Below are 12,017 nucleotides of genomic sequence, written 5' to 3'. Positions count from 1 at the left end.
ACCAGCTTATTTAGGCTGGTTTTATTTATTAGTGATAGTGCTTATTTTCGCTCAATCAAACTTTATAAAATTTTTGTAGATATTTGGTTTTGTTGGACTATAATGCAGGAAAAATATTACCTGTTAATAAATAATAATAATGACTTTTTATAGGCAATGGAGACAGATATGAGACGAAAACCCCTATGGTTGCAGTCGTTTATTTTAGGGGGCGCGGTGCTTTTGTCGCCAGCCTATGCTGATGAGACGACACTTGCACAGTTACATGAACAGTACAAAAAGGACTTTGTTAATCTACAAGAAGATCCGCTGATTAAAAAAGGACACTATGTTGCGCGAGCTGCTGATTGCATGGGTTGCCATGGTGAGGATTATGCAGGTGGAACACTTTTTCCTACTCCTATGGGGGAAATTGTCGCTACAAATATTACCCCATCTAAAGAATATGGCATCGGTAATTATACGTTAGAGGATTTCAAGCTTGCTGTGCGAGAAGGTCTCACACCTAATCATCGTTTATATCCAGCAATGCCTTATTTGTCTTATCATAAGATGAGTGATACAGATGTTGAAAATTTATTCTATTATTTTCAATCGATTATACCCGTTGATAAACATCCAAAAGCGCAAACAACTTTAGATTTTCCTTTTAGCATGCGCGTTATGATGAATGGCTTTAATCTTGTTAATTCACCTGTGGATATTGAGGATTCTAGCTGGAATGAAGCGCAAAAAAGAGGGGCTTATTTAGTCAATCATCTAGGGCATTGTGCTGATTGCCATACTCCTAGAGATGCAACCATGGGTTATAAAAAAAGTAAGCATTTAGCAGGTAATGATATGGGGCATTTTTATGCGCCTAATATTACGCCAGATAAGAAAACAGGTATTGGTAACTGGTCGCAAGAGGATATCGTAGCTTTCTTAAAGTATGGTGAATTAGATCAACGTGCTTATGCAGGCGGTGAGATGGGCAAAGCAGTAACGCATGGTTTGCAATATTTAACCGATGAAGATTTATATGCTATAGCTGCTTATTTACAAAGTATTCCTGCAGTTGAAAATGGCTATAAAGCGGTGGCTTTAGAAACTAATGCCTTGCCCGAGAAATATAGCGAAGCAATTACGTTTGATTTGATGGCACAAATTGATGCAATGAATGAGCGTTTGAATGCTACAGCAGCAGGCTCTGGGCAGGAGACTTATTTAATGCACTGTGCAAGTTGTCATGGTGTAGATGGATATGGTCAGCCAGAGGCATTTTATCCAGCACTAGTAGGTTTATCTATTTTACGCAGCGACAATACCCAACCATTAATTGCAGCGATTGGTCATGGTATGGAACCTGCATTAAGCACACAACCTAAAATGCCTGCTTTTGCTAAGCGCTTATCACATGAGCAAATAGCAGATTTGGTGAATTTTTTACGTACGCAGTTAGGGGGAGCCTCACAAAGTGCCGTTGATGCAAAAGCTGTTCAGCGTGCGCTTAATCATCAGGTAAATGCGCCATTTTTAGTGCGCAATGCTTTATTGTTGATGATTATAGGATTGTTAGCAGTTGTTGGTTTGATTATTGGATTGGTTGTATATTTTAAAAAACGCAACAGTCAAACGGTGTGATGGGTTTATACTGTTTTTGTGAGGAATAATTATGTTTGATAAATTAGAACAAACCAGTCGCCGTGAACTTTTGGCGATGATTGGTAAAGTGGCTGGGGCAACTACGATGTATCAGGCGATGACATCTCTTGGTTTTGCAAGTCAGTCCGATTTTAAACAGGCGGTTAATTTAAGTGGTGCGCCTGCAAATACTTCTATTGTAATTTTGGGTGCGGGATTGGGCGGATTAACGGCTGCTTATGAGCTTAGAAAAGCAGGATATCAGGTTAAGGTTTTAGAATTCCAAAATCGTGGGGGTGGGCAGAAGCATCACTATTCGCGGGGGAGATCGCTATCGAGAGATAAATGGCGATGAGGTGCGCTGTGATTTTGATGAGGGTAATTATTTAAACCCTGGTCCTTGGCGTTTGCCTAGCCATCATTATGCATTATTTCATTACTGCCGTGAATTTGGTGTAGAAATGGAGGCATTTGTACAAGAAAATCATAATACTTATTTGCATCATAGTGATTATTTTAAAGGAGTGCCTCAGCGTCTAGGGGATGTGGTTAGTGATGTGCGAGGGCATGTTTCTGAATTATTGGCAAAATCAGTTAATCAGGGTGGATTGGATGATGCTGTGAGTCAAGAAGATAAAGAGAAACTACTAGAAGGTTTAAGAGGCTGGGGGGTATTGGATGAAAATTTCCGCTATGTTGCCTCGCCAGAGTTAGGGATTTTCCGTGGGAATAGCATCTTGCCTGGGGGTGGTTTAATGCCTAGAGAGCGCTCTTCTAAGCCTATGGCTTTGCATGATATTTTAAAAGCAGACTTATGGTCGCATATTAATGGTAATTTTATTTCTTATAAACATCATCCCACGTTGCTACAACCTAAAGGTGGCATGGATAAGATTGGTGATGCCTTTACGCGTGAATGCCATGATATGATCGAATTTAATGCCAAAGTTGTTAAAATTGACCAAAACGAAAACGGGGTAAGTATTTATTATGTCGATACGCAAAATCCCGAAGCAGGCGTAAAAAGGCTAGAAGCAGATTGGTGTGTTTGTAATATTCCATTGTCAGTGTTAAGTCAAATCGAAGTTAAAGCATCAAAAGGAATGCTTAGAGCAATTTCTGCTGTCCCTTATGAAACATCATTTAAAGTTGGTTTGGAGTTTAAGCGCCGTTTTTGGGAGGAAGATGAGTGGATTTATGGTGGTGTAACTTATACGAATTTGCCAATTATACAAATTTCCTATCCATCAGATAATTGGTTTAAAAAAGGCTCTGGTGTATTGTTAGGCGCTTATGGTTTTGGTCCAACTTCCTATAAATTTAATACTTTAACGCCAGAGCAACGTATTGAAGCAGCATTAGCTTATGGCGAACAAATCCATCCTCAGTATCGCCAAGAGTTTAAATCTGGAACATCTTGGGCATGGCATCGTGTGCCATGGACTTTAGGTTGTTATGGACTTTGGAATGAAACCACGCGGGAACAATACTACGATACTTTATGTCAGATTGATAACCGCTTAATCTTAGCAGGAGAGCATTGCTCACATATTCCGGGTTGGCAAGAAGGAGCAATTTTATCTGGCATTGATGCGGCTAAGCGTTTGCATCATAAGATTAAGACAACGGTTTAAGGTGGAAGGAATTTATGAAGGCTAAAAAATTATGGCTACCCTTGGCATGTTTGACTTTAACACTCTTTACACAAGCTGCGGAGCAATCGTCAAAAGAATCCTCTGATAAATGGTCGGTTGATGTTTATGACAGTCGAGATAATCACGCTTGGGGTGGGGTTTATATGAGTCGTGAGGATGTAGGTAAGAAAAAAGGACATATCGTTGATTACAGTACAATCCCTGATTTGGAAACAGATGCTACTTTACAGAAATGGCAGCAGTTTTTTGGTGAAGGGAATAAGTTTAATGAACGCGATGGTAAAGCTATTTATCAACATTCCTGTGCGGGTTGCCATATGCATGAAGGGAGGGTGCTTTTGGTGCTGGTTATTATCCGCCTTTGGCAAATAATCCTAAAATGCAGTCAGAGGACTATATTTATAGCATTATGATTAATGGTTTTAGAGGAATGCCTTATTTTCGCGATATGCTAGATGATGAGCAGATGGTAGAAGTTGTGCGCTATATTCAGCAGGAATTAAACGATTACACTAAAGAATTAAGTGCTGAAGATGTAAAAGCATTGCGTCATGATAATCCGCCTGCACATGATATTAGTGAGGGTTAAGGATTAATTGAATAATTAAACTTTCTATTTTTCACACAAAGAAGCCAGCGGTTGCTGGCTTTTTATTTATGTAAGAAGTGGAGCTAAGTATTGTAATTGTTAATTTTACCTATTAGCTATGCTCAATTTAGGAAAAGAGGGCTAAAGCACTTCTTGAAATTGGATGGGGGATAAATATATTGGTTGAGGTTTATTGATATTTATGCCGATTTTTATTTTTAGCTTAATTAGAAGGTCGTCCTAATGCTGAGCGCGTAGCAGGAGGTATTGTTTTAAGGTAAGCCAATAATGACCATGTTCTGCGCCTTTGGTGATGCGATCGAGTTTGTCCGCGAGGGTGAAGGTGGTTTGTGCAATGGTGGGGGTGTAGTGTTTTAGGGCGAGTATGTAGCGTTTTTGTTGAAAAGAAGAGATGTTATAGTTTTTATAAAGTGTGGTGTGGTCTTGCGGTTGGGCAATGAGTTGAAGAATAAGGCTCATATCGCGCTGAATGAGCCATGTGATTAGGGTGTGTTCTTGGTTGTTTTCTTCAGCGAGTTTGTGCGCGATTTTATAAGCTTGTAACCAATTGCTAGCTAAAATAGCGTCTGTAAGGGCGAAAGTGGAAAACTGTGATACATCCGATAGCAGGTTTTGTAGGAGCGTGTCGTCAATAATTTGCTCATGCTGAGGATGAATGCTTAGGCGCTCTATGGCTTGTTTGGCGGCAAGAAGGTTGTTTTGGCAATAGGCAATGAGGCGTTCGCGTGCTTGGGAGGTGAGGCGCAGATGCGCTGTTTTAAGGCGCTGGTCGATTTGTTGATTAAAATCACTGGCAAATAGGGTGAAGCTTCGGATTGCTAGATTGTGCTGAAAGAGGGTTTTATACCAAGCGCTTTGCTCAATTTTGCTGAAATTGGGCGCAAAGAGGACGATTTTATGATGTGCGCTGGGTTGATTATTGAGGGTTAATAGAGCTGTTTCAGCAGTTTTATTGGGTTTTTTATCTTCACAATGCAGTTCAATTAGGCGTTTTGCGCAAAAGGGAGAGGTTGTCCGTTTGGCTTGGAAGTTTTGCCCAATCGTTGGCGCTTTGTAGTGTGATGCGCTGGCGTTCGGTGTAGTGGTCATTTTTGGCACGTTGGCGCACAGCTTCAAGCGCTTCAAGATTTAAGAGCGGTTCTTCGCCATAAATTAAGGTGATGTTTGGGAGTGGGTTTTTTTGTAGATAGGCAATACTCGCTGGCGCTTTGAGGTTCATGGTTGTTGCTGTGTGGGGTCATCAAGAGTTTTGGGGAGAGTGGCTTGGAGATAGCGCAGGAGTTTTTGCGCGTTATCTTGCGCAAGTTGTTTATGCGATTGCTGTTCTTCGGCTTGGCTTGCAAGGTAGTGGGTGGTGTCGTAACTTATATTGGTGCGACTTTGTAAGATGGTTTGAGCAATGGGTGTGTCGTCTTGGGTGATATGTATGCTTAGGCTGTCGATGAGTTCAATTTCGTGGTAGTTGCCATTAAGCCCACCTATGGCATTTTGATAGCGTTGTGGCTTTGGTGTACTAATGTGAAGATGGAGGGAGGTTTGGCTTGGGGGAGCGAGATTGATGGAATGCTGTTGTAAAGTGCGAGTGATTTCATGTTCAATCAGCGGGTCGGTTTGTGTAAAATGAGTGCTAAAGTAGGAAGGGTGGGATTATCCTGCGTCCCTTTAAGATGAAAACCGCAGGCGCTCAGCAAAAGCGCGTAGAGACCAGCGGTTAGGATTTGTATACGCATTAGCTCACAACGAGGTTGACGAGTTTTTGCGGGACAACGATGGTTTTGCGAATGGTTTTACCTTCAAGATGCGGTTGGACGCCATCGTTGGCTTGGGCTGCGGCGATAATACTGGCTTCGTCGCTATTGGCTGGGACGGTGATTTCGCCGCGTCGTTTGCCGTTTACTTGTACAACTAAGGTGTGCTCATCTTGTATGAGTGCTTTTTCATCAACCGTGGGCATGGCGGTGTGAATTAGGCTGTCGCCAAATTCAAGTTCTTGCCAAAGGCGCTCGCAGATATGCGGAACGATAGGCGCTAAAACACGTAGTAAGATGCTCATGCATTTACGACGTAATGCGCTATGGTTAGGTTCAATCTGTTGCATGGATTTGACAATTTTCATGGCAGAAGAGACAACGGTATTAAATTGATTGCGCTGATAGTCAAAATGAATGCTGCGTAACTGTTCTTGAATATCGCGATAAATGCTTTGATGTTTTTTATCTAATTGCGATAAATCAAATGCGGTTTTTTGTGTGAGTTCGTTTTTGAAGTCAAAGGCATATGCCAGAGTCGTTTAAGGAAGCGGTGCGCCCCCTCAACGCCTTGGTCTGACCACTCAAGGGATTGCTCAGGGGGTGCGGCAAACATGGTAAATAGGCGAGCAGTATCTGCGCCGTATTGTTCGATTAGTGGCTGTGGGTCAACGCCGTTATTTTTAGATTTGGACATTTTTTCCATGCCACCATATTCAACCGTCTGACCATCAGCAATGAGTGTTCCGCCAATGATGCGCCCCTTGTGGTCAGTCTGTGGGCTGACTGCATCGGGGGAATACCAAGTTTTGCGCCCTTGTTCATCGGTGCGATACCAAGTGCCTGCCAAAACCATGCCTTGAGTGAGTAGACGTTTAAAGGGTTCATCTATTTGTACAAGTCCTTCATCGCGCAATAGTTTGGTGAAAAAACGCGCGTAGAGAAGGTGCAAAATGGCATGTTCAATCCCACCCACATATTGGTCAACGGGAAGCCAATAATTGGCGCGCTCATCTAGCATGGCATTGGTATTATCCGCGCAACAATAACGAGCAAAATACCAGCTGGATTCTACGAAGGTATCCATGGTGTCGGTTTCGCGGCGTAATCCTTCGCCAGCGTTGGTGAAACTGTCAAGATTATTAAGTGGATTACCAGCACCTGTAGGAATAACATTTTCAGGCAGGCGCACGGGTAAATCTTGAGGGTTTGCTAATTGCTCATCTCCATTGTCGTTGTGAATAATTGGAATGGGGCAGCCCCAATAGCGCTGGCGTGAAATCCCCCAATCACGAAGGCGGTATTGCGTGGTAATTCTGCCAGCGGCTCTTTCTTTCAGAGCAAGTGCGATGGCATCAAAAGCTTGGTTAAAATCCATGCCATCAAAAACCCCAGAATTAATGAGCGTGCCTTTATTGGTAATCGGCAATGTCTGTTCGTCGTCTGTGCTGATAACAGGTTGAATAGGGAGGTCGTATTGTTGGGCAAATTCAAAATCACGTTGGTCGTGCGCTGGAACTGCCATAACCGCCCCTTCGCCATAATCCATCAAGACATAATTTGCCACCCAAACGGGGATAGATTCTTCACTGAGCGGATGGCGGACATAAGCACCGCTAAACATCCCTTTTTTAGGCATTTTAGCGCGCTGCGCTTCACTCACTCCACCACTTTGTTTGCATTCTTGGATAAAGTCTTGCAACGCTGGATTATGTTCTGCCATTTGCTCAGCTAAAGGGTGTTCAGCGGCAATGGCGCAGTAGGTAACACCTAGCAAAGTATCAGGGCGAGTGGTAAATACAGTGAGTTGACCATCGTCATCTTCATAAGGGAAGATGATTTCCATGCCATAAGATTTGCCAATCCAATTGCGTTGCATGGTTTTAACTTGTTCTGGCCAGCCATCTAGTTGGTCTAAATCTTTTAGAAGTTCATCGGCATAGGCGGTGATATTGAAGTAATACATTGGGATTTCATGCCGCTCAACAGCAACGCCACTGCGCCAACCTTTACCATCTACAACTTGCTCATTTGCTAATACAGTTTGTTCGACAGGATCCCAATTCACAACGCCATTTTTACGATAAATAATGCCTTTGTCATAGAGTTTGCCAAATAACCATTGCTCCCAGCGGTAATATTCGGGGTCGCAGGTGGCAAGTTCACGCGACCAATCAAATCCAAAGCCTAGACGATTGAGCTGGTTGCGCATATAGGCGATGTTGTCATACGTCCATTTTGCGGGGGCGACTTGATGGGCAATAGCGGCATTTTCTGCAGGCAGTCCAAAGGCATCCCATCCCATTGGGTGCAGGACATTTTTGCCCATCATGCGCTGATAGCGACTGATTACATCGGTGATGGTGTAGTTGCGCACATGCCCCATATGTAATTTTCCTGAGGGATAAGGAAACATGGAAAGGCAGTAGAATTTTTCGCGTGTAGGGTCTTCAGTAACTTTAAAAACGTCTTGAGACGCCCATTGTTGTTGACTTTCGCTTTCAATCAAACTGGGTTGGTAATGTTCTTGCATAACGGTTACGCCAAGGGAAAATTAAACCAGCTATGATAGCATAGGCAATTAGCACTATGGCAATAATCGTATTACCAAATTTAGCGTAAGGCGTTAAGCCAATGCGTGGTTGAATTGAGCCAGAGAGCACGTCTTGAGTAAAGCGTGGGAGGCGATTTTGGATATATCCTTTATGGTCGATAAAAACACTAACGCCATTATTGGTTGCTCTTGCCATTTCCCGCCCCATTTCTAGCGCGCGCATTTGATTGAGTTGGAGATGTTGTTCGGCGGCAATGGAATCTTTAAACCAAGCATCATTGCTAACATTAATTAAATATTGCGCATTTGGCAGGCTATGGCGGATTTCGCGCCCAAACGCCGCTTCAAAACAAATAGATACCCCAGCAGGGATGCCATGAGTGGTCATTAACTGCTGATGGCTTCCCCCACGAGAAAATCCATTTAAAGGGATATAAACATAGTCATTAAAGATAGCAAAGACACTGGCAAGGGGCGTGTATTCCCCAAAGGGTAGGAGATGATTTTTGTAGTAGCGCCCATTGGCTTGTCCAAGTGAGATAACAGCGTTGTAGTATTGTTTGCCTTCTTGCGCCAAAATACCTGTGATAAGGGCTTGCTTTTTCGCTTGGGTGAGCTTATCTAGCTCTGCTAATACATTATCTTTTAAAGTGTTTTCAAAATATGTAATCGCAGTTTCTGGCCAAATAATCACACTTTCCTCACGTGTGGCGGTGAGGGTGATGTAGTCTTCTAGATGCTTGTGTTGTGAATCTTGGCTAAATTTATCGTCTTGTTCGACGTTGCCCTGAATAAGGGCAACTGAAAAGGGTTTGCCGACAGCAATGGTAAAAGAAAATAATTTGGTGGCAAGAATAAAAACCAACAAAAGCGCGCTAAAGAAAAAAGATGTCCAGCATCGATGCAACAGACCATTGGCAATGAGCGTACACAGGCTAATTAGCGCCAATCCAACTGCCATTACGCCTGCAATGGGCGCAAGACCATCCAAAAGCGCGTGTAGTTGTGAATAGCCAATGCTTAACCATGGAAAACCGCTTAAGATATAAGCACGCGCAAGCTCGGCGCTCATCCATAATAATGGGATTAAAAAGGCGCGATAGTAGCTGGCGGGTTTGGAGAGTTTTCCCAGTAACCATCCGATTAATAACGGAAAACAAGATAAAAATAAGATTAAAACAATGTTGGCTAAGATGGCAAAAATAAGGGGAGCATCGCCATAATAATAAAGGCTGATATAAACCCAATAAATGCCAGTGGAGAAATACCCTAAACCAAAACAAAATCCAATAAAACCTGGTCGGCGACATTCAGGGCGCAACCATAAATAGCATAGGCTAACCAGTGAAAATATCCCTAGTCCCCACCAATGATAGGGAGCAAATGCAAAGGTTAGCGCACAGCCGCTTAATAGAGCAAAAATAGCAGGCATAAAAAAAACCCGATAAGACTATCGGGTTTGCGATAAACGATTAAAGGTCAAATGTATCTGCTTCGCGCTCGGCTTCTTCTTTTGAATAGCCGTAACGCTCTTGAAGCTTACCGATGAGGACATCTTTCTTGCCAGCGATTACGTCTAAATCATCATCTGTAAGTTCGCCCCATTTTTGTTTAACATTGCCTTTAAGTTGATTCCATTTACCTTCGATTTGTTCCCAGTTCATTTTGTCCTCCTTAGTTTCAATAGAATTAATCTTTCCTTACTATAGCAAGACTATAAAGAGTCAATCATTAAGTGACGGTGAGGTTTCTAGCTTGTAATGCCTCTAAAAGAGAAAGGAAAGAGAAAGGAATGGGTGGTTTTCGTGGTTTATATAGAGGGGCTTTGTTATGATTGCTGGCTTTTGTTTTGTTTTCTTATGGAGGGCGCATGGCGACTCATTCTCCTTTTAAGGGTGCGTTTTGGATGGTGGCTGCGGGGTTGATGTTTGCGGTGGTCAATACGTCGTTGCAGTATTTAAGCATTGGTTTTGGATTGAATTCGGCTTCGGCGGTGTTGTGGCAATATTTAATTGCATTGTTGGTTTTTCTGCCATTGATGCGCACGGGGGCGATTCGTCAGGCCATGCGTTCGGATTTTCGTTTGTTGCATGTGATGCGTGTGGGGGTGTCTGTTATTGGAATTCAGTTGTGGACGTGGGCGTTGGCGTATCCTGTGCCGATTTGGCAGGGGATTGCGTTATTGATGACTTCGCCTTTATTTGCAACATTAGGTTCTGGGTTGGTGTTGCGTGAGGCGGTTAGTGGCGCGCGTTGGGTGGCGACCGTTATTGGGTTTGCTGGTTCGATGTTGATTTTACAGCCGTGGTCTGATGCTTTTGTTTGGGCAAGTTTATTGCCGATGGCGGCAGCATTTTTTTGGGCATGTGCTTCTTTGATGACGAAGTTTACGGTGAGTCGGGATACGCCCTCAACTATTGTGTTTTATTTGTTGGTGTTGATGTTGCCGTTTAATTTTCTGGTGGGGGTGGCGCAATTTCAATTACCAGATACGGCGATGGTTTGGGGGCTTTTGGTGGCGGTGGGTGGATTAACGGCTTTGGCGCAGTGGGCGATTGCTAAGGCGTATTCGGTGGCGGATGCGTCGTTTGTGCAACCGTTTGACCATGTGAAGTTACCGCTTAATGTGTTGGCGGGTTATTTGGTGTTTGGTTGGGTGCCACCTGGCGCGTTGTGGTTGGGTTCGGCGTTTATTATCGCTTCGGTGGCTTTTGTAACGCATTATGAGCATCATGGGAATCCTGTGGCGGTATTGTGGCGACGGATGAAAGATGAAGGAAAAATATGAGAGCGCATTTAGATAAGGTATGGGGGTTGATGCTAGTGGGTGCGCTGGCTGTGATAGCGTTGGGCTTGCAGGCGCTTGGGTGGGGGCGGGCGCTGTTGTGGGCGATTGTGTTAGGGCTGGTGCTGGGCAATATCGTGCAAATTGGCGGGCGATTTGAGGCTGGGGTGGGTTTTGCGAAAAAGCCATTACTTAGGCTGGCGATTGTGTTGTATGGGTTTCGTTTGACGTTTGCGCAGGTGGCGAGTTTGGGGGCGGAGGTGTTGCTGGTTGATGTGTTGATGGTTATGTTGACGTTTGCGCTGACGCTGTGGTTGGCTGGGCATTGGTTTGGGATTGATAGACAGACGGCGATATTGATGGGGGCTGGGGCGAGTATTTGTGGGGCGGCGGCGGTGTTGGCGGCAGATTCGGTGGTTAAAGCACCTGCGCATAAGAGTTCTGTGGCGGTGGCGACGGTGGTGGTTTTTGGCACGGTGTCGATGTTGGTGTATCCGTTAATTTATGTGGGGTTTGGGGATTGGTTTTCTTTGCAGGAATTTGGGTTGTATGTGGGCGCGTCGGTGCATGAAGTGGCGCAGGTGGTGGCGGTTGGGGGGGGTGATTGCGCCTGAGGTGGCAGATGCTGCGGTGGTGGCTAAGATGGTGCGGGTGATGCTGTTGGCGCCTTTTTTGTGGGTTCTGGCGCTGTTGGTTCGGGATAATGGCGCGTTAGGAGCGCGTCAATCAGTGGCGGTGCCGTGGTTTGCTTTGGGATTTGTGGCGATGGTGGGGGTTAATTCGTTGGCGCTATTGTCTCAGAGTTGGGTGAGGGGTTTGGTGTGGGTCGATGAGGTGTTGTTGGCGATGGCGATGGCGGCTTTGGGCGTTAGTACGCGGCTTTCACAATTAAAAGCGGTTGGTTTGGTGCCATTTAAGCTGGGGGGTGGTGATTTGGTTATGGTTGGTTTTAGGTGGGGGGAGTGCTGACTTTTTTAGTGAGCGCGTTGTTGTAATGCGCTGATTAAAGCGCGCTTGCTAGGGAGCTTGCGCGCTTTTGCGT

General features: G+C 44.3%; 10 protein-coding genes and 2 pseudogenes. 7 read left to right on the top strand and 5 right to left on the bottom strand.

Annotation, left to right across the window (positions count from 1 at the left end; translation table 11 throughout):
• Nucleotides 1–168 precede the first annotated feature (168 nt).
• The 4 genes and pseudogenes from A5N84_RS07030 to A5N84_RS07015 all read left to right on the top strand — a co-directional run bounded on the left by A5N84_RS07030 (nt 169) and on the right by A5N84_RS07015 (nt 3,867).
• Nucleotides 169–1,623, top strand: coding sequence for a cytochrome c (locus A5N84_RS07030; protein ID WP_072281805.1), 1,455 nt, complete (start codon nt 169–171; stop codon nt 1,621–1,623).
• Nucleotides 1,624–1,654: 31 nt separating this feature from the next.
• Nucleotides 1,655–3,257: pseudogene (locus A5N84_RS07025) on the top strand (flavin monoamine oxidase family protein).
• A gap of 14 nt (nt 3,258–3,271) precedes the next feature.
• Nucleotides 3,272–3,691 (top strand): cytochrome c, encoded by a 420-nt coding sequence (locus A5N84_RS07020; protein WP_072281804.1) that lies wholly within the window; start codon nt 3,272–3,274, stop codon nt 3,689–3,691.
• Nucleotides 3,658–3,867 carry a c-type cytochrome gene (locus A5N84_RS07015; RefSeq protein WP_078055644.1) on the top strand — a complete coding sequence of 70 codons (210 nt, stop codon included), beginning with the start codon at nt 3,658–3,660 and terminating at the stop codon, nt 3,865–3,867. Before A5N84_RS07020 ends, A5N84_RS07015 begins: the two co-directional genes overlap by 34 nt.
• Nucleotides 3,868–4,107: 240 nt before the next feature.
• Here A5N84_RS07015 and holA read toward each other — a convergent pair whose 3' ends face one another.
• The 5 genes and pseudogenes from holA to A5N84_RS06990 all read right to left on the bottom strand — a co-directional run bounded on the left by holA (nt 4,108) and on the right by A5N84_RS06990 (nt 9,854).
• On the bottom strand, nt 4,108–4,977 hold the full coding sequence (holA, locus tag A5N84_RS07010; RefSeq protein WP_233120028.1) for a DNA polymerase III subunit delta: 870 nt from the start codon (nt 4,975–4,977) through the stop codon (nt 4,108–4,110).
• On the bottom strand, nt 4,868–5,107 hold the full coding sequence (locus tag A5N84_RS12000) for a hypothetical protein (RefSeq protein ID WP_233120027.1): 240 nt from the start codon (nt 5,105–5,107) through the stop codon (nt 4,868–4,870). The genes holA and A5N84_RS12000 overlap by 110 nt, the downstream gene beginning before the upstream one ends.
• Before the next feature lie 510 nt (nt 5,108–5,617).
• Nucleotides 5,618–8,169, bottom strand: a pseudogene (leuS, locus tag A5N84_RS07000) (leucine--tRNA ligase).
• Entirely contained in the window at nt 8,138–9,622 is a 1,485-nt protein-coding gene (gene lnt / locus A5N84_RS06995; RefSeq protein WP_072281801.1) for an apolipoprotein N-acyltransferase, read from the bottom strand. The pseudogene leuS and the gene lnt overlap by 32 nt, the downstream one beginning before the upstream one ends.
• A 40-nt stretch (nt 9,623–9,662) precedes the next feature.
• Nucleotides 9,663–9,854, bottom strand: a complete 192-nt coding sequence (locus A5N84_RS06990) for a CsbD family protein (RefSeq protein WP_072281800.1) — start codon at nt 9,852–9,854, stop codon at nt 9,663–9,665.
• Between the two features lie 206 nt (nt 9,855–10,060).
• Here A5N84_RS06990 and A5N84_RS06985 point away from each other — a divergent pair, with 206 nt between their 5' ends.
• From A5N84_RS06985 to A5N84_RS10875, 3 genes are read left to right on the top strand one after another with little or no spacing between them, the layout of a single operon-like run.
• Nucleotides 10,061–10,978 (top strand): DMT family transporter, encoded by a 918-nt coding sequence (locus tag A5N84_RS06985; protein WP_072281799.1) that lies wholly within the window; start codon nt 10,061–10,063, stop codon nt 10,976–10,978.
• Entirely contained in the window at nt 10,975–11,589 is a 615-nt protein-coding gene (locus tag A5N84_RS10880) for a YeiH family protein (RefSeq protein WP_198923856.1), read from the top strand. The genes A5N84_RS06985 and A5N84_RS10880 overlap by 4 nt, the downstream gene beginning before the upstream one ends.
• A complete protein-coding gene (locus A5N84_RS10875) occupies nt 11,543–11,944 on the top strand; it encodes a putative sulfate exporter family transporter (protein ID WP_198923855.1) in 402 nt (133 codons plus the stop codon). The genes A5N84_RS10880 and A5N84_RS10875 overlap by 47 nt, the downstream gene beginning before the upstream one ends.
• Nucleotides 11,945–12,017: the final 73 nt, after the last annotated feature.

The sequence above is a fragment of the Rappaport israeli genome (assembly GCF_001888055.1).
In the GTDB taxonomy this organism is placed as follows: domain Bacteria; phylum Pseudomonadota; class Gammaproteobacteria; order Cardiobacteriales; family Cardiobacteriaceae; genus Rappaport; species Rappaport israeli.
This window is presented reverse-complemented; position numbering and strand designations above follow the sequence as displayed.